The 18,776-nt window shown below is 69.7% G+C and carries 19 protein-coding genes and 1 pseudogene; 14 read left to right on the top strand and 6 right to left on the bottom strand.

All coding sequences use genetic code 11. The features are described from left to right. The first annotated feature begins 38 nt into the window (after nt 1-38). The 8 genes from GA0070214_RS10690 to GA0070214_RS10655 all read left to right on the top strand — a co-directional run bounded on the left by GA0070214_RS10690 (nt 39) and on the right by GA0070214_RS10655 (nt 7,434). Nucleotides 39-569 (top strand): DUF4352 domain-containing protein, encoded by a 531-nt coding sequence (locus GA0070214_RS10690; RefSeq protein ID WP_091261813.1) that lies wholly within the window; start codon nt 39-41, stop codon nt 567-569. A gap of 79 nt (nt 570-648) precedes the next feature. Next, complete coding sequence (locus tag GA0070214_RS10685; RefSeq protein ID WP_091261812.1) at nt 649-1,215, top strand: hypothetical protein; 567 nt, start codon at nt 649-651, stop codon at nt 1,213-1,215. Between the two features lie 108 nt (nt 1,216-1,323). Next, entirely contained in the window at nt 1,324-2,259 is a 936-nt protein-coding gene (locus GA0070214_RS10680) for an Rv1352/Rv1906c domain-containing protein (protein WP_091261811.1), read from the top strand. A 31-nt stretch (nt 2,260-2,290) separates the two neighbouring features. Next, the gene (locus GA0070214_RS10675) at nt 2,291-3,109 is read left to right on the top strand and encodes a ribonuclease HI (RefSeq protein WP_167364236.1); all 819 of its coding nucleotides are present in this window, start codon (nt 2,291-2,293) and stop codon (nt 3,107-3,109) included. A gap of 402 nt (nt 3,110-3,511) precedes the next feature. Continuing rightward, on the top strand, nt 3,512-6,001 hold the full coding sequence (locus GA0070214_RS10670) for an AAA family ATPase (protein WP_167364235.1): 2,490 nt from the start codon (nt 3,512-3,514) through the stop codon (nt 5,999-6,001). Next, nucleotides 5,998-6,402: a hypothetical protein gene (locus tag GA0070214_RS10665; RefSeq protein WP_091261808.1), complete on the top strand. Its 405-nt coding sequence runs from the start codon at nt 5,998-6,000 to the stop codon at nt 6,400-6,402. The genes GA0070214_RS10670 and GA0070214_RS10665 overlap by 4 nt, the downstream gene beginning before the upstream one ends. Beyond that, nucleotides 6,399-6,839: a DUF4190 domain-containing protein gene (locus GA0070214_RS10660; RefSeq protein WP_091261807.1), complete on the top strand. Its 441-nt coding sequence runs from the start codon at nt 6,399-6,401 to the stop codon at nt 6,837-6,839. Before GA0070214_RS10665 ends, GA0070214_RS10660 begins: the two co-directional genes overlap by 4 nt. A 76-nt stretch (nt 6,840-6,915) precedes the next feature. Beyond that, a complete protein-coding gene (locus tag GA0070214_RS10655; protein ID WP_091261806.1) occupies nt 6,916-7,434 on the top strand; it encodes a hypothetical protein in 519 nt (172 codons plus the stop codon). Nucleotides 7,435-7,654: 220 nt separating this feature from the next. On the opposite strand, the gene GA0070214_RS33005 is transcribed toward GA0070214_RS10655, so the two are convergent. Then, nucleotides 7,655-7,786 carry a zinc ribbon domain-containing protein gene (locus tag GA0070214_RS33005; protein ID WP_208602710.1) on the bottom strand — a complete coding sequence of 44 codons (132 nt, stop codon included), beginning with the start codon at nt 7,784-7,786 and terminating at the stop codon, nt 7,655-7,657. Between the two features lie 186 nt (nt 7,787-7,972). Here GA0070214_RS33005 and GA0070214_RS10645 point away from each other — a divergent pair, with 186 nt between their 5' ends. From GA0070214_RS10645 to GA0070214_RS10635, 3 genes are read left to right on the top strand one after another with little or no spacing between them, the layout of a single operon-like run. Next, nucleotides 7,973-9,322, top strand: a complete 1,350-nt coding sequence (locus GA0070214_RS10645; RefSeq protein ID WP_139141802.1) for a hypothetical protein — start codon at nt 7,973-7,975, stop codon at nt 9,320-9,322. Further along, nucleotides 9,322-9,693 (top strand): hypothetical protein, encoded by a 372-nt coding sequence (locus GA0070214_RS10640; protein ID WP_091261804.1) that lies wholly within the window; start codon nt 9,322-9,324, stop codon nt 9,691-9,693. The genes GA0070214_RS10645 and GA0070214_RS10640 overlap by 1 nt, the downstream gene beginning before the upstream one ends. 24 nt (nt 9,694-9,717) lie before the next feature. Further along, the gene (locus GA0070214_RS10635) at nt 9,718-11,013 is read left to right on the top strand and encodes a hypothetical protein (RefSeq protein ID WP_139141801.1); all 1,296 of its coding nucleotides are present in this window, start codon (nt 9,718-9,720) and stop codon (nt 11,011-11,013) included. Nucleotides 11,014-11,065: 52 nt separating this feature from the next. On the opposite strand, the pseudogene GA0070214_RS31385 reads toward GA0070214_RS10635, so the two are convergent. Further along, nucleotides 11,066-11,209 (bottom strand): annotated as a pseudogene (locus GA0070214_RS31385) (IS5/IS1182 family transposase); the annotation flags it as partial. Nucleotides 11,210-11,334: 125 nt separating this feature from the next. Continuing rightward, nucleotides 11,335-11,829: a GNAT family N-acetyltransferase gene (locus GA0070214_RS10630; RefSeq protein WP_167364234.1), complete on the bottom strand. Its 495-nt coding sequence runs from the start codon at nt 11,827-11,829 to the stop codon at nt 11,335-11,337. Between the two features lie 487 nt (nt 11,830-12,316). On the opposite strand from GA0070214_RS10630, the gene GA0070214_RS10625 reads away from it, so the two are divergent. Next, nucleotides 12,317-13,078 (top strand): DUF6928 family protein, encoded by a 762-nt coding sequence (locus GA0070214_RS10625; protein WP_091262094.1) that lies wholly within the window; start codon nt 12,317-12,319, stop codon nt 13,076-13,078. Between the two features lie 209 nt (nt 13,079-13,287). Beyond that, nucleotides 13,288-13,860 carry a hypothetical protein gene (locus GA0070214_RS10620; RefSeq protein ID WP_139141800.1) on the top strand — a complete coding sequence of 191 codons (573 nt, stop codon included), beginning with the start codon at nt 13,288-13,290 and terminating at the stop codon, nt 13,858-13,860. An 81-nt stretch (nt 13,861-13,941) separates the two neighbouring features. On the opposite strand, the gene GA0070214_RS31770 is transcribed toward GA0070214_RS10620, so the two are convergent. Together GA0070214_RS31770 and GA0070214_RS10610 are read right to left on the bottom strand one after the other, a co-directional pair. Next, a complete protein-coding gene (locus GA0070214_RS31770) occupies nt 13,942-14,304 on the bottom strand; it encodes an SCO4402 family protein (protein WP_167364215.1) in 363 nt (120 codons plus the stop codon). Between the two features lie 1,026 nt (nt 14,305-15,330). After that, nucleotides 15,331-15,741 (bottom strand): DUF2267 domain-containing protein, encoded by a 411-nt coding sequence (locus GA0070214_RS10610; protein ID WP_167364233.1) that lies wholly within the window; start codon nt 15,739-15,741, stop codon nt 15,331-15,333. A 486-nt stretch (nt 15,742-16,227) separates the two neighbouring features. Here GA0070214_RS10610 and GA0070214_RS10605 point away from each other — a divergent pair, with 486 nt between their 5' ends. Next, entirely contained in the window at nt 16,228-17,412 is a 1,185-nt protein-coding gene (locus GA0070214_RS10605; protein ID WP_091261798.1) for a low temperature requirement protein A, read from the top strand. A 3-nt stretch (nt 17,413-17,415) separates the two neighbouring features. Here GA0070214_RS10605 and GA0070214_RS10600 read toward each other — a convergent pair whose 3' ends face one another. After that, nucleotides 17,416-18,597, bottom strand: a complete 1,182-nt coding sequence (locus GA0070214_RS10600; protein WP_167364232.1) for a low temperature requirement protein A — start codon at nt 18,595-18,597, stop codon at nt 17,416-17,418. Nucleotides 18,598-18,776: the final 179 nt, after the last annotated feature.

The raw sequence follows: 18,776 nt of genomic DNA, 5'->3' as shown, positions 1-18,776 counted from the left end.
CTCATTGACGCCGCCACGTTCACAGCAGGAGGAAAACGATGCGCAAGATCACCACTCTCGCTCTGCTCGCCACCGGTCTCGTCGCCCTCGGATGCGGCGCGGGCAGCACCGACGAGGGCACCAGCAGCAAGTCCGACGGCGGCGCCAAGGGCGAGGACAAGCCGGCGAAGACCGCGAAGATCGGCCAGCCGGCCCGGGACGGGAAGTTCGAGTTCACCGTCAAGTCGTCCAAGTGCGGCGTCGCGAAGGTCGGCACGTCGATGATCGGCGACAAGGCCCAGGGCCAGTTCTGCCTGATCACGGTCAACGTCAAGAACATCGGCAAGGAGGCGCAGACCCTCGACGGCAGCAGCCAGAAGGCTCTCGCCGCCGACGGCACCGAATACTCCTCCGACACCGAGGCCGGCCTCTACGCGAACAAGGAGGCGAGCACCTTCTTCGAGGAGATCAACCCCGGCAACCAGGTGACCGGCGTGTTCGTCTTCGACATCCCGAAGAACGTGAAGCTCACCAAGCTCGAGCTCCACGACTCGATGTTCTCCGGCGGCGTGACCGTCTCCCTCACCTGATCCACCGCTCGACCGGGGCGGGCACCACCGCCCGCCCCGCCTGTCCCTGCCCCTTGGCGCGTTCACCGAGGAGACCATCATGACCGACCCGACCCATGCCACCCCGACCGAACAACCCACGGATCAGTACGAGCTTCCTCGGGCCACCTCGGCGCAGGATCTCGACCCCGCTGATCTCCATGAGGCGGCCGCACCCAAGAGCGTCGAAAGCAAGCCGTCCCTCGCCCTGAACGGCCGCTCCGTCGCGCTGATCGCGGCCGGCGCCGTGGCGGCACTCCTGCTGGCCGGAGCTGCCATCTACACGGCCTTCCAAGCGAGCCCGATCTCGTCGCCGCTGGCCGAGCGGAAGTCACCGCTCATGCTAGCCAAGGAGAAGTGCGGCAGCTCTCTCGCGGGCGACGCCATGCTGGGCGACGAGGGCAAGACGCTGACCCTGCACGGGGCCGGCGAGGAGAGCAGCGGGCTCAGCCTCAGCGCGCTCGAGTGCTACTGGTCTGAGCTCAAGATGTCGGACTCGGTCAGGGCGGAGGTCCTCGCAACGCGGGCCCTCGATGGCCGGCAGAGCGGCGACTGGGACCACATCCATGCGTCCTGGAGCTACCACCCGGACAGCGGCCTCCAGATGGTCATCACTGTCACTGACTAATGACATCGGGACATCCACCCGGTCGACCGCGACACGACGTCTACTTCGCCGCCGATCCGACTCCGCCTGCAGCGGAACTACTTGCCACAGCCTGCTCATCACCTCGGAGTGACCATGGCCCGCCGCCACCACGACGCGATTCCTTCAACCCCTGTTCGAACCACCAGCCACGCCGACTCCCGGCGGCACCTCAGCCACTCGACCGGCATCCTGCTGGTCACCCTTCTGCTGCCGGCTCTCGCCCTGACCGCCTGCGGAGACGATCGCAAGGCCGCAGGGAGCGCGCCTTCCCCTTCCGCCAGTCCATCCGCCTCGGCGAGCCCGTCGCCGACGCCGAGCCCGACCCCGCCCGCCGACCGGGACCACGACGGCATCCCCGACAGCAACGACAGCTACCCCGACGACCCGAAGAACATCCCCCAGCAGGCGCCGATCAACCTGGAGTGCGAGACCAACAACGAGTCGGACGGCTCACTCCTCACCGTCTTCCCCGGCAAGGACGGCCGGCCCGACTTCACTGAGGTGTGGGCAGCCAAGCCGAGCTCCTGCGACATCGTCGGCGCCGTCACCATCGTCACGAGCGTCGAGAAGCAGGCCTACAAGGTCTCCAAGTACGACGACCAGGACATCGCGCCGCTCTACGAAATCTGCGCCGCGATCGACACCGAAGACGTCTACGCCGAAGCGGGATTCGCCGCCAGCAGCGAGCAGATCACCGAGATCAACGCCGCGCTGACCCTCTGCCCCAAGCATCCGTACGCGAAGAAGTGGCGGCAGGCCGTGCAGCGCGGCCAGGCCGACGCAGACCTTGAGGCCCAGGGCCGGCTGTTCGGATCCGGTACCTACCGGGTCGGCAAGGAGATCAAACCCGGCACCTACGTCACGCACGACGTCGACGGCTGCTACTGGGAGCGGCAGAACAGCTCCGGAAACATCATCGACAACTACTTCACCAACGGCGCCCGCCGCGTACAGGTCACCATCCGGTCCTCCGACTATGCCTTCCACTCGGAGAACTGCGGTGAGTGGCGCCCAGCCCGCTGACATTGCCCGCAACCGAGACGTCAGGAGCGTCGTGCGTCCCGATGAGTTCCTCCGCGCCCTGCACCTGCTCCCCGCTCCCCTGCACGCCCACGCCCTCCCGCTGCGCCGCTACGTCCACCGCACCACCTGCGCGGACTGCCAGCGGATCGGCGACGCGGTCACCCTCGCACTCACCGCGGCGAAGTACGACGAGCTCGACTCGGCCGGCGAACTCCTGGACACCGCCGAGCAGCTCGCCACCGTGCACGGCACGGCCTGCCGGCCGCAGCCGGACGAGCAGCGCGGTCGCGGCCGGGTCGGGCGCTGGGCGGCGGCGTCCGCGCCGGTCGTCGCCGCGACCGACGCCAGCTGGAAGGGCCGCGCCGGCGGCATCGCGTACGTGGTCAGCGACGGCCACTACGGCCTGCGTGGTCGGGGCACCGGCCGGCTGGACCCGACCGGGGCGTCGCGGGTGCTGATCAACGAGTTGCGGGCGGTGGACTTCCTGCTCTCCGCGTACGAGGAGGCGCCGGCGGGGATGACGGTGCTGCTGGACAGCACGGTGGCGCTGCGCTGGCTGCGCCGTTGGCAGGTCGGTGAGGTGTCGGCGATGCCGGCCGGCTACAGCCTGCGCCAGCGGCGGTGGGCTGACCGGCCGACGCTGGTCCGGCTCGCCGATCAGGTGAGCCGCCGGCCGGACCTGTCGTTCGCGCACGTGAAGGGGCACAGCGGGCACGCCCTCAACGAGGCCGCCGACGGCCTGTCGCACGTGGCCCGCCGCCGGGTCGAGGAGACCTTCGACGTTGGCCCACGGGCGCACGCCCTGGTCGGCGCCTTCCTGCACGACTGGCACGCGGCCCTCCCCCACTGACCCGGCCCCCCGGGCAAGCCGGCTAATCCACTGCCGACACAGCGCCACAGCTTCCCACCACCCCCTCGGGCGGATCGATCGTCCGTCGATCCGCGGACACCACGCGCCTGGAGGAGAAGACGATGACCTCTGTACAAGCACCCTGGGCCGGTCCGGGACTTCGCCCGCACCAGCCGCTCGGACTCCTGCCGGCCGCCGCGCCGACGGTCGACCCGGTCGGTCACCCCGGCACTCCACCGGCCCGCACCTGCCTGGCCAGCCCCGATTGTCCTGTTGCACTGCCGGCCTGACCGCCGATCACTTCACAGAGGGCAACCGCACAGCGTCGTCGTACCACCACGCCAGCGAACCGGCCCGAGCCGGAACGATCCAGCTTCGATGCCCTCCCTGGGAGGTCGCCTGATGAACCACACCGAACCCCTGGTCGAGCTGATCTTCGACCGGCTCGCCGCCGACCGCGTACCCGATGACACCGCGGAGGTGGTCCTGGCCGCGCTGAGCGGCGAGGCCGACCTGGCCGCGGCGCTCGCCGGCGCGCCGACCGCGCTGGAGCCGCAGCGCATCGCGGCGGCCGAGCCGCGGGAGCGGATCTGGCTCTCGTCGGTCACCGTCGCCGGGTTCCGCGGCGTCGGCCCGGAGCGCACGCTCGCCATCGAGCCCGGCCCGGGGCTGACCGTGGTGGTGGGCCGCAACGGCTCCGGCAAGTCCAGCTTCGCCGAGGCCGTCGAACTTGCCCTGACCGGGGACAGCGCGCGCTGGGCGGATCGCAACAGCGTGTGGCGTACTGGGTGGCGCAACCTGCACGCCGGTGACCCGTGCCGGATCGCCGTCGAGCTGCGGGTCGACGGGGTGGCCACGCCCACCCGGGTGGTCCGTTCCTGGCCGTCACAGGCGGAGCTGGGCGACGCCGAGGTGGCGGTCACCAGCGCACGCGGCACCCACCGGGACCTCGCCGAGCTGGGGTTGGCTCGGCCGCTGGAGCTGTACCGGCCGTTCCTCACCGCCGCCGAGCTGGGCCGGCTCACCGCCGGCACGCAGAGCCAGCTCTTCGACGCCATCTCCGCGATCCTCGGCCTGGAGGCGATCACCGACGCCGACCGCCGCCTGATGGCCGCAGCGCGCCCCGTCGACACCACCATCAGGGAGGTACGCGGACAGCGCGCCACTCTGACCGACACCCTCGCCGGGATCGATGACGACCGGGCCCGGCGGGCCGCCGCGCTGCTGCACACTCGGGGCGCGGCCGACCTGGGGGCGCTGACCGCGATCCTCGACGAGCCGGACGAGCCGACCGACGACGAGTCGGTGCTGCTGTGCCGGCGGCTGGTGGCGATGCAGCTGCCCGACGCTGACGAGGTGACCCGCCTCGCTGGGCAGCTGCGGGATGCCGCCGCGGAGGCCCGCCGGCACGACGGTGGGCGGTCGCGGGCGTCGCTGCGCAGCGCCGAGTTGCTCCGGCTGGCCGTCGAGCACCACGACGACCAGGGTGACGGGCCGTGCCCGGTCTGCGCGACCGGCCGCCTCGACGACGACTGGCGGATCAGCGCGGCCGAGTCCCTGGCGGAGCTGCGCGACCGCACCCTCGCCGCCCAGGCCGCCTCTGCCCGGCTGACCGCGCTGCTGCAGCGGGCGCACTACCTGATCGACGACCTGGACGTGCCCACCGGCGACGCCGACGGGGTGCTGGTCGGCGACCTGCACACGGCGGTGACCGCGCTGCGGCTGGCACCGGGTGGGCCGGAGGAGCTGGCCGGCCACCTGACCGCGCAGTACCCGGCGGTGCTCGCGGCCGCGCAGACCGCGCAGGCGTACGCGAAGGGTCTGCTCCGCCAGCGCGACACCGGCTGGCAGGCGGTGGCCGGCGAGCTGCGGGCCTGGATCGCGTCGGCCGGGACGCTGCCGGAGCGGGAACGCGCCCTCGCGCGGGTGAAGGCGGCGCGGGCGTGGCTGAAGGCGACCGGGGCGGAGCTGCGCAACCAGCGGGTGGCGCCGTTCGCGGAGCACTCGCAGCGGATCTGGGCGCAGCTGCGGCAGGAGAGCAACGTCGAACTGGGCGCCATGACCCTGGCGGGCATGAACACCCGGCGGCGGGTGGTGATCCCGGTCAGCGTCGACGGCGCGGACAACGGCACCGCGCTCGGGGTGATGAGCCAGGGCGAGATGCACGCCCTCGGGTTGGCGACGTTCCTGCCGCGCGGCTGCGCGCCGGAGAGCCCGTTCCGGTTCATCGTCGTCGACGACCCGGTGCAGAGCATGGACCCGGCCAAGGTGGACGGGCTGGCCCGGGTGCTCGCCGAACTGGCCGAGCAGCGGCAGGTGGTGGTCTTCACCCACGACACCCGGCTGCCCGACGCCCTCGCCCGCCTCGACCTCGGCCGGTCCCGGATCGTGGAGGTGACCCGCGCGGAGCGGTCGGTGGTGACCCTGCGGCCCGGCTCCGACCCGGTGACCCGCTACCTCGACGACGCGTACGCGCTGGCCCGCACCGAGGAGATCGCGTCCGAGGTGCGCGGGCCGGTGGTGGCGGAGCTGTGCCGCTCGGCGATCGAGGCGGCCTGCCACCGGATCGTGTGGCGCCGGCGGGTGGCCCGCGGTGTGCCGCACGACGACATCGAGGCGGCCGTCGTGGCCGCGTCCCGCCGGCTGACCACCACCGTCGCGCTGGCGCTGTTCGACGACGCCAACCGGGGCGGTGACGTCCTCGGGTACCTGAGTCGCCGGCACGGGTCGCGGGCGGTGGGCGCGTACAAGGCGTGCAAGGAGGGCGTGCACGGGGCGTACCTGTTCGACCTGCCCGTCCTGGTCTCCGACGCCCGCCACCTCGCGGAGGCGCTGCGGGCACCCGTCGCTGCCGTGCCCGCGCCCCGCGACGGCGCGGAGGTCCGGCCGTGACCGCGCCGACGCCCCGGGCCTGCCTGGCGGCGGCCGACCAGATGCTGCGCGGCGCAGGGCCGCTCGGCACCGCGGCGGTGACCGCCGGCTGGTGGCCACGGGCGTGCGCCTGCCTGATCCGGCTCGCCCTCGAAGGCGGCATCGACGCCTACTGGCGGCGCACCCGCCCGGTCGTGGCCGCGTGCCGGCAGGGCCGGGCGAAGCAGCTGATGCTGCGCGGCCGGTTCGGGCCCGGCCCCGCCGTCGCCCGGCGGGTCGCCTTCACCTGGGCGGCCCTGTCGGCCGCCGCCCACCACCACAGCTACGAGCTGGCGCCGACGGCCGCCGAGCTGCGTCGCCTGCACACCGAGGTGAGCGCCCTGCTCACCCACCTCGACGGAAGAACGGAACCGCACCGATGACCTACCCGCAGCCCGGCCTCGACCCCACCCGCCCGCAGCCGCCGCTGCCCGCCGTCGTGGGGCCGTATCCCCCGGTGTCCGCGCCCACCGGCGCGTACGCGCCGCTCCCGGCCATGCCCTACCCGGGCGGCGGCTACCCGGCGGGCGGCCCGCGGCTCACCGTCCAGCCCATCTTGACCTCGGGCACGGCGACGGCGTCGCTGGTGCTCGGGATCCTCGGCGTGCTCGGCGGCTGGTGCCTGTTCGGGCTGCCCTGCGTCCTGGCCGTCATCCTCGGCCACCTGGCCCTGCGGGAGACCCGCGACGGCATGCGGTCGGGGCACGGCATGGCCGTCGCCGGCCTCGTCCTGGGCTACGTCTTCGTCGGCCCGATGATCCTCTTCACCGTCATGGTCTTCTTCGGCAGCGTCCTGAGCGCCGCCACCCCGACCCCCTGAACAACAGGTGTGACACACGGCCGCCACCGCGGCCCGGAAACAGCCGCCCACGAGGCCGCCGGAAAGACAGGAACGCATGTCCCAGAAGAATCCCCTCCACGCCGTGCCCGACCCGTCCCTCGAACTGTCCCGGCGGGACGACGGCTTCGTCGTCACGGCCCGCTGGAACAGCGACACCGGATCAGACGAGTTCAACGGACCGGACGAGGTCGTCATCCGCATCTCCGACGAGGCAGCCCCCGAGGTACGCCGGCACGGAATCACGTCGGCGGTCCTGCACCGGATGGGGCGGCAGGTCGACGACATGGTGGCGGAGTTCCACGGCATGCCCAGCGTCGGCGCGTACCAAGTGATGGTGGGCCGCTACATCGAGGGACGGCTCGCCGACCTGGCCCAGGCCCGCGGTGCGACCGCGGCGGGCTTCGAGGCCGACCTGCTCGCGGTCTACCTGGACCTGGCCGAACGCCGGCACGCCGACCCGCTCGGTGCCCTCGCCACCGCGACCGGCCGGACCCGCGCCGTCCTCGGCCGGCTGCTCGAAGTGGCTCGTCAGCGGAACGACCAGGAAGGACCCTCGCGTGAGCGCTTCGCATAATGCGCCGGTGACTTCTTCGGAGCCGGGCCGCGTGTGGTCGGAGGTCCTCCGCCGCAGCCGCATCTCGCCGTTGCCTTTCATGAGGCGCTGGTGAGCGCTTGATCGGCAGTCCCGCCTTGCGGTGGGGCGGTCCCGGACTGACCCGCCAAGGCGGTGCCGGGTAGACGCTTCACAGCCACCGGGCCGCCGGGGCGGGTCTTACGGTCGGCTCCACGTCCGTTTACAGTCTCCGAGCACTCCCGGCGACCACGAGTTGTGCGAGGTTGCGCGCGGCGTTGAGATCCCGGTCCAGGACCAGAAGGCACGCGTGGCAGGTGAAGGTCCGGATCCGCAGCGGCAGTTTGGGTTTCACCGCACCGCAGCCCGAACAGGTCTTGGACCCACGGTCGGGTGTCGCGATTCCGCCAGTGCCGTTGAGGTTCCCGACCCAGCGAGGAACATGACTTCAGTGGTTTAGGCGTCTCTTTTGGGGGCGCGCGACGCTCGAGGAGCGGTGATGGTCGGTACAGCGGTACACGCGCGGACCCTCCAGCGCAGGTTGGAACAGCTCGTCGACGTCACGTGGCCATCGTCTCCGTTGCCGGAGACGGCCCGGGCGGTCTATCTGAAGGCTGCGGCGTCCTCGGACTGGCCTGGGTTGATCGCCCTCGCCAAACAACAGCGTCGCGACGCCCGCTCGGCGTTGGGGCTGATCACCAGGCTGCAGGAGAAGGTTCGCGGCACGCATAGGGACATCGCAACGCACGCTGACGACCTGCTCGCCGGTTGGGTGCGGCCGGATCGTCGAGCCGACTGGCCGCAGGTCAGGGCCCAGCTGGTGGCGACGCTAAAGCCGCAGACCGGAGTGGCCAAGGCTGAAGCGCTGGCGGACGACTTCGGGGCGACCACCGCCCGGGCGGTCAAGTCCAGGATGGAAAAGCCTGTCGCGGACCTCGACGAGTTCTTGGCCAACTCCGCCGAACAGTGGCGAGCTGCACTAGTCGGCGCCAGGCTTGCCGAGGCGATCGCGGCGCTTAACACTCGCCGGCCCCGGCCACTCGTACCGGGTCCCTTCGGAGACGATATCGTCAGCCCGCTCGCCGCCGAGCTCAACGACCGCTTGACGCAGCTTTGCGACACGATCGGTTCCAGCGACCGGGACGCTATCCGTACGAACGCCCGCTCTCTGGCGGACTGGGCACGCGGCACAACACTAGACGACACAGTGCGACGAGCCGTGGATCTGAGTGTTGCGCGCCGCGACGTCGCCTCGCGGTGGACGCTGGGACCGGCGGCGCAGGCGGCCGGTGAACTCATCCGCAATTTGATCTTGGCGCAGGCGATCGGCCTCACCGTCGAGGAGGCCGCGCTACTCGGCGGAGACAATCTCGACCGCTGGCGAGCGGCGAGCGCACTGCCGTTGCCGAACGAACTCGGCCCCGGCCAGGACGTCACCCTCGCCCAGCTGAAGTCCAACCCGGCGACGTTCGACGGCGACGATGTCTTCGTATCAGGTGTCGTCGGGCAGGTAACGATCAAGCACGTACGCGGCAAAGTCTTGTCCACGGCTTCCCTCCTCGACGAGGACGGCCTCTCGCTGACGGTCGGCATCGAACACATCAAGCTCGACTCCGGCGGACTCGACGAGGGCGCCTACGCAACGGTCGCCGGTCGCTACGTCGCAGACGATCCCGTGTTCAACCACACGCCGATCCTGCGCGTCGGCCGACACAGCTACGAGGACGAAGGCGAGCACTCATTCCTGGCCGCGGCAACCCATCTGACCCGATGGGTGGTGACGCCCGTGCCACACGGACTGCGTTACGTCAGCTCATGGGAGCGGGGACTGTCCGGTGCCAACAACCAGCTGCGGTACGGAACCTGGCTGCCGTTTGAACGGAGGCTGTGATGGGCGAGGAACTCACGCCTGGAGCCTGCAAGGACGAGATCAAGGCACTCGAGGACAGCCGAAAGGCCCTCGAACAGGCCAAGTTGGCGTTCGACAGCGCGAAACACAACATGCAGGCCGGCGGCATCTCCACCGGGGCGGCGGGCGCCGGAGCTCTCGCCTGCACTCTTGCCACTGCGGGAGTCGGGGCTGTTGTGTGCCTGGGCGGCGCCGGGTTGGCCATGATTGGAGGTCTGCTGTGGACTCAGAGCGCCGGCGAGGGCCTGATCCTGGCCCAGGAGCAGGCCGAGGGTGCCATCGCCGCAGCCGAGAAGGCCATCACCGCAGCGTGCAAGTGCTTCTCCGAGCACACCGTCTCGACGCCGGACTGACCGGCTACCGCCAGGAGCACTGCCGTGGCTCAATTCTCGTTTCTCGTCAATGCCCGTCCATCGACCTTGAGCCGAGAATTTCTGAACGGAACGTACGCGGGCGGGATCCTATTCCCGCCCGACCGCGCGGCGGCCGCCACAGTGGCGGCTTTGGCCGGGCCGTTGCGCCGCAGGTTCGTGCTCGCCGACAACGGAGCCTACGACACGATCGGCAAAATCGCGGCATCACTGCCCCCGAGCGCGGACAACGCCGCAAGGGTCAAAGCCGTGCGGACGGCAGCGGGTGCCGTCGACCCGAACTCACAGCTGGCCGAGCAGTTGGCCGTACGTCCCGACGCCTTCATCGGCCCGGAAGACATCACCCTGGCCTGTTGGCTCCGCGCCGGCGTCGGGGAAACCGACCTGGTTCAGCGACGGAGCGAACTGCGTCGCCGGAACCGTTCCGTCGCACGTCGCGGATTGACCATGCAGGCAGCGCACCCGGAGCTGACCGTCTACACAGTGGCGTCCGCACACGACTATGACAGCGCCTTCGACGCTGGGCAGGCACTGGGCGACACAGGCGTCCGCGCTGTCGCGATGGGCTTCGGCGCCTTCATGGCCGACGACTCGTGGACCACACGGATCAAGTACGGTGGCCGGTGGCTCCCTTTGCCCCAGGCACTCCCGATGCGCTACCTGCGGACCGCCCAGGTCGTCCGAGGCTTTTTCGACGGATGGGCCGCGGCTGGATCCGCCGCGCCGGATCGGTTCCACTTCCTCGGACTGGGCGCGCCCGTCATGTTGCCCCTTTCCGCGTACGCCGCCCGGTCGGTCCCAAGCGTCACCTATGATGCGACCAGCCCGATCAAGGACGCGGCTCAGGGCACGCTGTACGTCTCCGAGCCGGCGAAGCTCAAGGTACGCACGTGGAACGTGCTTGAGCGAATGGTCCTCGATCCAGCGCATCGGTGGAACTGTCCCTGCCAATTCTGCCGAGCGTTCTGCCTAAACCATCCCTTCGATGAGGCGCGCATTCAGATGCTCGCGAGCCAGAGCCGCCCGCTCACAGCTGCGGATCTACGTGTCGGTCGAGTCGCCGCCCAGGCCGTCCCGTTGTTCGCAGTCGGACCTGGGCCTCTGGGTCGCGCCGCCGAGCAGGCGCGCGCGGGCCACAATCACTGGACTGTCGGGCTGACGCTGCGACGGCTATCTGCTGCCGTCGACCTGCGGGCCGCAGCAGCCGCCGACGTCGCCACCTACGTCGCCAACGCGGGAGCCGCCCACTTCGGCCAGTCGGTGGCAATGGCCTGGGACCTCGTGAGCGCGGGCAATGCTTGAACTGCGGGACATCGCCCACGCGATCGTCAGTAAGAGCGGCCGGCAGTAGGTGTCACTTGAGGCGTCGGATGGCGGGGCGAGTGTCCCAGCGGTAGAGGGTTCGGGCGCGGCGTATGAGTTGACGTACGGTGACGAGGGCGGCTGCCAGATACAGGTAGAAGTCCACGATCTTTGTGTCACGGTCGGTGCAGCGCCGCCGATACGGTGCCGGGCACCCCGCCGCCACCTGGCCACCAGATACGCCAAACGCGCATCCCTCTACCGATCCAGCCTGGTCCTCATCGCCGCCATCATCTGGCTCCGATGACGGCACCGCGCCCGCTAATCCACGCCCTTACCGAGGGACAGACCGGCGTCGGTGTAGCCGTGCCGGCTATAGAAGCGCACCGCATCAACGTTGCGGTGGTAGATGCCAGCCGACAGGTACGTGATCCCCCGGTCGCTTGCCCACCGTTCGGCCGCCGCCAGCAACGCTGATCCCACCCCGAGCCCCCTGGCGCCGGGCAGCACAACCGTGTGCACCTGGGCCGAAGGTTCAGGACGCAGGATCTGATGGTCCGGCGGATCGGAATGCCGCAGCACTTCGACCATCCCGACCACCTGGCCGTCATGCCCCTCAGCAACGAGGACGCCATCCGGCCCGGACACGTCGGCCAGCATGGCCGCGAAGTGTCGCACTACCGCGTCACGCTGTGGAACGCGGTAGGTGCCAGCGTCGAGAGCAAGGTGCGCCTCAGCGTTGGCCAGGCGCAACTCCACCAATGAAGCAACATCGGCCACGCGCGCTGGCCGAACCGTTAGCCGTCTCTCCTGCATCATCCCGATCCTAGGATCGAGGTAGCCACTCGGGCACCCCGGCATGATCGCCAGGACAGGGCCTAGGCGCGCACGGCCATGGCCGACGACACGCAGGAGGTCCAGACGGCGGTCCGGGTGTTCTTCGGACATCGAGATATGGCGAGGCCTCCCGTAGACGTTCAGCGACCAACCACAACTTGATACCGGAGACGTTCGCGTGCCACCCGTGCTGATGTCGGCGTTGGCGCCCTGACATTCCTGCCCTGGCTGCTGTTCGCCTGGTCAGTGGGCGCTGTTAACTTGGACCGGCGTGGGATAGATCAGTTGACGGACGACCGTCAGACATCAGTCGACGGAGGCCAGCCGGCTGCCGGCTGCCGGCGATGTCGGGTCTCATGACCCGCGTGCCAGATCAGTGTCGGGACGCGGGTGAAACGTCCGTGCTAGACGATCTTGTGGGCAGGTAGTGTTCAGGCGCTTGTCCCAGCCAACCTGGAGGAGCATCGTGGGCGCGAAGACAGCCCTGCTGGCCTTTGCCGATGGAGATATCCGTCCTGCGCTGCTTGGGGCGACCCGCTCGGCGCGAGCCGAGACCGAAGCGCTGGTACGACAGGTCCACCCGGGCTACGCCGTCGAGCCCGCCGACAACGGCACGTTGTTCGAGGACATTTACCCTCCAGACGACATCACCTACGCCACAGTGCTAGCCGGTGCCGAGCTGTACTGCGACCGGCGGCTGGTGCTCGACCGCCCGTCAGAGCTGCCGGAACACCTGCGCAAGGCGGGAGCGGGCAGGCGGATCATCATGCACGGGATGCACTCGATGGTGGATTGGCTCGGCTTCGCGGTCTGGGAAGACGGGAAGCTCATCAGATCGCTGAGCCTGTCGCCCGACGGCGGCATCCAGGAGAACATCGGCGAGCCGTACGACTTCGAGCTGCCCTACTGGGCGGGTGACCATCCCGTCGTACCCGTACCCGGCTGGCCCAACCAGGACCCGTACCCGTTGCCGTTCCATCCGCTTGAGCTAGGTGAGAAAGCGCTACGCGCGCTGTTCGGCTTCGTCATCGAGGGCTATCCGGACCCGGACGATATCAACACGGAAGCTGTTCATCTGCACGGATTCCGCGTGACCGACCCGTCCGGCGAAGAACAGGCCGCACGTGAGGCCATGTATGCGGAGGCATACCGGACCATGGGCCCACCACGGATGTTCCGGATGGGGCCAGACGGCACGATGCACGAGATCAGCCTCGACAGCTTGTGATCGCCGGCCCCTCGGTCGGGAAGTGTCACGCAGGTCCTGATGCGCATCCGGCAAGCAGGTTCCGAGACCGGGCGGCCGGCTGCCGGCGATGTCGGGTCTCAGGACGTCCGTGACAGATCAGTCTCGGGACCTGGGTGACAACCGCGGTCAGAAGTTGGCTGGGGCCTAACATCTTACGGGTGCCCGGTCGCTGGAGCCTCCCACGTGCCGTGAACCGCCTTTACCGCGATGTCCTGGCACCGATTGGCTTCGAGCGCCACGGCAATAGCTGCACCCGGACGGACAACGGACTTCTCCGAGAGATGCGGTTCTACACCCCTCGGTGGGGCGACCCTGCGACGAAGGGAATCCAGGTGTTCCTCAGCGTTCGGATCATGGGCCTGCCGGAACCACTGGTGGAGTTCCGCCGCGAGGCGCTGTGGACTCACCTGGAGCCGATCCGCCAGCTCACCGAATACCCGCGTCCCGCCTCTGAGGAGCCGTTGCCGGCTGAGCTGGTAGACGATGTCGTCGGACCCGGCGTCGCCTTCCTGTGTCACGCCGCAGACCTGCACGACTTCGGCAGGTGGGCAGCCGAGGTCCATGCCCAACAGGGGGCTTGGGGACCGTTCCGGCAGGTGTATCCGGGCGGCACCGCACCCTTGCAGGCAGCAGCGTTCGCGGCGGCGGCGGCAGGAGACACGGCTCTGGCTCACCGCATCGCTGGAGCTGTGATCGTGCATGAAGGGAACCCACGCGAGGTACGCGACTTCCGGTCCGAGCTAGGAAGGGTGGCCTCTTAGTAAGCAACCTGGCGGCTGGCGGGCAAAAGCCCGGTCGCGCCCCGTGGAGTGGTGTAGAGCCGTGACTCTGTGCTCGTCTGTTCAGGGTCGGGGTCGGGTTTTGCCAGTCATGAGTTGGTGGGTGTTGGCTGCGGCATGGGTGACTTCATGCCATCGGGGGTGGGTGAGGTAGTCGTCGTCGGGAGCGGTGGGTCCGAGGTCGTCGAGGATGGCGGTCAAGGGTTCGAGTGTTGCGCTGATCGCGTTGGCCTCGCTGGTGCTGGCGAGGATGGTGCCGATGTCGTTGCGGGGATCGTGCTGGTCCCAGAAGGTGTCGTCGATGAGCCAGTGGACGGCTTCGGTCAGGCTGGGCCATGACGTGGGCTCGTGTGGGCGCAGCGCCGCGAGGATGGACAGGGCGTTGATGATGTCCGCCCTGCGGTCGGGCCAGGCAATGGTGGTCATACTGCTGCCAGTTCGGTCGTCGTGAGGGCGGGGGGCGGGTGCGGTGATCAGAGCCATGGTGCCTTCGACGAGGTAGCGGCGGTCGCCGGTCTGCCATTCGTCGTGGGCTTCAACGAGAACGGCGCCGGCGAGGCGGAGCAGAGGATGGCCGCCGACCCATGGTCCTGTCCTGTCTCGTAGCCGGAGAGCGGATGTTGGCGGAAACGACGGTGGGGCCGGATGACGGGTGCCACGCCAGCCGTGCACGATGCTGTCCGTGTGTACCGGGCATCTGAGCTTCTCCGTTGAGTGCGTCCAGGCAGTGCCCGGAGGCTGGCAGCTGGAGGGTGAGCCGGGGTATTACCGCGGCGTTGGGCTCGCCCGGGTGATCGCTTTGACGTGCCTGCTGTGAGCACGGCCGCAAGGAGCCGAACGTAGACGTCGTCGTCGTTGAGCTCACCGGGTCATACGCCATCGTCAGCGGCGCCGGTGGCGATCAACTCAGGCCCTGCGACATTGTCTCCGGCGAGCGGCTCGTCGAGGACGACAGCCTGTCCAGGGAATGCTCCAGCGGCCGATCGCTGAAGAAGTGGTGTCGACCAGCATGTGGACGCCGGGCAGATATGCATGATGACAGTCCCCCCGGAGCGGCGGAGGGCGAGATTGTCCCCGTTCAGAGTCCTGAGCCGTGGTCGCGGCCAAGTCTGGCGTCGCCGCCCTTGACTCTCGCCGCCGCACGGTCCGGCACCGGCAGCTTCGTCAGCACGTTCGAGATGTGGTTGCGGACCGAGCTGACACACGTCACGCCATGATCGCCGCTAGGGCAGCGGCGATCATGGCACGCTCCCGGCCGTCGGTCCCCGCCAGGCGGCCACATCCGAGCGCAGCGACGTGTTCATCGCGCAAGCCGGGGCCTCGCCGCGCAGGACCGGGTGCTGCACGCCGCCGTCGCGCTCGCCGATCACACCGGCGTCGGCTCTGTGAGCATGCACAACTTCGGCCAGGAGTTGGGTGCCGTACCGGCTGCTCCCGCTTCAACTCTGCGTACTACGAGCCGCGGCGCCGCCCGCCACCGGCGCCCACCGGTTCGATGACCTGCGAGAACTCCTCGGGAAGTTGGGCCATGGCGTTCTCGAACTCGTCTCGGGTCACGGCCTCACCCAGGGTGGTGAGCACCGCGCGGACCCCGGCACCGGCGAGCGCACGGTCGACCCCAGGACGATCCCCCACCCGCCGCACAAACTCATCAAGCCCGAACGCGGTGGCCATTTCCCCTCCGAGCGGTCTGCTCAGGTGAGCGGCAAGTCGATCCGGAAGCTGATAGGCGAGGTCTTCAGCCTGACCGGCGCTGATCCGCTCCGCCAGCGTCTCCAACGTCACCCCGGTCAGTGTCGCCGCCTGATCGGTCGACACCTTTGCCCGCATGGTCACCGCATTGATGAAATCCTCGTATTCCACCTGATTCTCCCCTCCGGCCAGATCTCTCGTCGAACGGCTGGAACGCATCACATCGCTTCGTTGAGCGAACTGGTACCTCGACAGCCTGCTGGGACGGGGGGTGATCCGGCCTCATCCCCATCGGGCGAATCACCAAGGCGCCCTGCGCCGGCGTCCTGGGCGTTCCAGTTGAACGGGACGAGCGGGAGAGGTGTTGGCGATCCTGCGCAAGCGCGGCCACGAGGTCACCCGCGGCTGCAGAGCGGCCTGTTGCAGGGCGTGCGCGGGACCTACCGGGCGGACCTGGCTGGCCTGATCGCCCCCCGCCATCTGGTGGCGGCCATCCGTGGGAACTGCATCGCCGACGGTCGGGGGCGTCGGGCCGATGACCGGTGTTCGGCTTCCGCCCTGCTGCTCCATTTCGGCTCTTCGGCGACCTCCGCTTTTATAGGTTGGCCAGAGAAGCGTGCCTCCGCCCCCGAGGGGCGTACCAGAGGAGGCAGACGCGTGAGCTCCAGCCCGCTCCCCCGGATCCTTCGCCGGCGCGGCGAGCCTGACTATCCGACGTTCCTGGAGCTCTTCTTCGACCTGGTCTACATCTTCATGCTCTCCCGGCTCTCGGCGGGGCTGGCCGGGGACCTGACCGTCCGGGGCGCCGCCGAGACCGCCGTGCTGTTGATGGCCGCCTGGTGGGTGTGGGTGCTGACCGCCTGGCTCACCGATCTGTTCAACCCGCGACTGCCGGTCATCCAGGCCACCGTCCTGGCGGTCATGTTCGGCATGCTGTTGATGGCGATCGCGGTGCCGTACGCCTTCGCCGAGTACGGCTGGCTGTTCGTCGCGGGGTACTTCGGCATCCATCTCGTCCGGGACGCCGTCCTCATTCCCGGTACCCGGGTGAACCGTCCGATCCAGGCTCGGAGCATCCGGGTGTTCTTCTGGTTCGGCGTCACGGCGCTGCCGTGGGTGGCCGGGGTGTTCGTGCACGGAACGGCCCGGCTGCTGCTCTGGTCGGTCGCGGTGGCGGTCGACCTCGGGTCGGCCCGGTTGGGCTGGCCGACGCCGAAACTTGGTCGCACCGAGCTGGCCAGTCAGATCTTCACCGGCACCCACCTGTCCGAGCGGCATCGAGAGATCTTCATCATCTCCCTCGGCGAGCTGATCCTGAGCTGCGGCCTGGGGCTGGCCGGCAGCGGCTTCCAGGCCGGCCGGGTGGCCACGAGTTTCGTCGGCTTCGCCAGCGCTGTCGTGCTCTTCCAGCTCTACTTCCACCGGGTGCGGCAGCTGCTGGCACCGCCGGCCGTCATGGTGGTGGAGCGGGTGCGGCCCGGCACCTCCACCTCGTACAGCCATCTGGTGATGGTGGCCGGGGTGCTGGTGGTGTCGACAAGCGTCGCGCTGGTCATCGACCAGCCGTTCGGTGCGGCGCCGGCGGCCTGGATCGTCGCCATCCTGGGCGGGCCGGCGCTGTTCCTGCTTGGGAGTTGCCTGTTCGACGCCGTGCTCACCGGACGGCTCCTCTGGTCCCGGGCGTTGGGGATCGTGGTGCTGTGCGTCATCGGTCCGGTGATGGTGCTGCTTCCGCCGCTGGCGATCCTGGTCGTGGCGAATACGGTGCTGCTGTTCATCCTGGTCTGGGAGACGCTGCCCGCGCGCGTGCGGCCGGTCCGGGCCACCGTGCCGACCGGGTGATGGTCACCCGAGCGCCGGTGGCATCGGCGCGCGGGCGTGCCGGCGGGTGCTCACCAGGTTCGCCGCGGCGACCAGGGCCAGGATGGTCATGGCGAGCAGCGCGACCACGACCGGCGGCAGCAGGCCCGTCGCCGGCGCCACGGCGGACAGCAGGACCAGCCCGGCCAGCCGAGACCGGGACATCCGGCCGAAGACCGTGTAGTCCAGCGCCGCGCGGCCGACCAGGAACAGCGCCGGTCCGCCGAGGATGACCGCAGCCCACGCTGGCGGCGTCTGCCCGAAGGGACGCAGCACGACGAGGTGGCTCGTGACCGCCATGCCGCCGATTCCCGCCACCATGATCAGGTGAGTGACCGCGGCAGACTGCGTGAGCAGGGACGGGTTCGTCGATCGCGCGATGGCCTCGGTCAGCAGCTCGCCGGCCCGGTAGATGTAGATCCGCCAGGCCAGCACCACGATCGTGAACACCACGAGGAGCGCCCAGGCCCGGTCCAGGGTGTAGTCGTTGCGGGTGAAGGTCGTTCCGATGACGAAGATGGACGCGCCGAGCGCGATGATGACGAACTGCCGGTACCGCTCGGCCACCCGCTCGCCGACCAGCCGCCACTCCTGCGGCTGCGACCGCCCGAGCTTCGGCAGCGGCCAGCCGAGCGAGGCGGCGACGTACTCCATGGCGATGGTCACCGCCCAGAGCACGAGGCGGGTGGGGCCGGTGGCCAGCGCGCCGCCGATCCATCCGACGGCGGCGATGCTGTACCAGAACAGCACCCGGCCGCTGCGCCGCGGCTCGGCCGCGCTCGGCAGGAGCAGGAGGTAGTAGCTGCTCGAACCGAGGTGGATCGCCAGGTAGGTGAGCGCGAAGAGCAGGCCGCGCCCGTCGTGCGCGTCGGGCGCCGCGGCCGCCAGCAGCAGGCTGCCGGCGGCCACCCCGATGAACTGCACCTGGACCGCGGGCCGCATCAGGTCCAGGGTGTCGGCGGCCCACGTGGTGATCGCCCAGACCAGGGTGAACGCGAGCAGCAGGACCAACGTCTGGCCGGCGCCGGTCCAGCTCACGTCGTCGGCGAGCGTCTTGACCAGGGAGATCATCGCGAAGACGTACGCCAGGTCGAAGAAGAGCTCCAGGAACGCCGGGCGGGCGGGGTCCCGTGGGGTCGGAGCCGCCACGTTGGCGTCTTCGGTCACCATCGACGTCCTCCGGACCTCCGCACCGTCCTCGCCTGATCACACCCTACGGGCGCCGGTCGGGCCGCATACCCGTCATCGACGCATTCCCGCTACCGCGCGATCTTTTGGTCGTGCCGGCCCGGCGAGCGTTGGCTGCCGGCCTCGGCGCCGCGCGGCTCCGTGTCGAACACGCGGGT

Origin of the sequence: Micromonospora chaiyaphumensis (genome assembly GCF_900091435.1) — a bacterium.
In the GTDB taxonomy this organism is placed as follows: domain Bacteria; phylum Actinomycetota; class Actinomycetes; order Mycobacteriales; family Micromonosporaceae; genus Micromonospora; species Micromonospora chaiyaphumensis.
Note: the sequence above shows the minus strand (reverse complement) of the source record. Positions and strands in the feature narration are given on the sequence as shown.

Coding starts and splice junctions, on each gene's coding strand:
- GA0070214_RS10660 (WP_091261807.1), top strand. CDS start 6,399: ATGACCTACCCGCAGCCCGGCCTCGACCCCACCCGCCCGCAGCCGCCG.
- GA0070214_RS10655 (WP_091261806.1), top strand. CDS start 6,916: ATGTCCCAGAAGAATCCCCTCCACGCCGTGCCCGACCCGTCCCTCGAA.
- GA0070214_RS10670 (WP_167364235.1), top strand. CDS start 3,512: ATGAACCACACCGAACCCCTGGTCGAGCTGATCTTCGACCGGCTCGCC.
- GA0070214_RS10640 (WP_091261804.1), top strand. CDS start 9,322: ATGGGCGAGGAACTCACGCCTGGAGCCTGCAAGGACGAGATCAAGGCA.
- GA0070214_RS10685 (WP_091261812.1), top strand. CDS start 649: ATGACCGACCCGACCCATGCCACCCCGACCGAACAACCCACGGATCAG.
- GA0070214_RS10630 (WP_167364234.1), bottom strand. CDS start 11,829: ATGCAGGAGAGACGGCTAACGGTTCGGCCAGCGCGCGTGGCCGATGTT.
- GA0070214_RS31770 (WP_167364215.1), bottom strand. CDS start 14,304: ATGACCACCATTGCCTGGCCCGACCGCAGGGCGGACATCATCAACGCC.
- GA0070214_RS10690 (WP_091261813.1), top strand. CDS start 39: ATGCGCAAGATCACCACTCTCGCTCTGCTCGCCACCGGTCTCGTCGCC.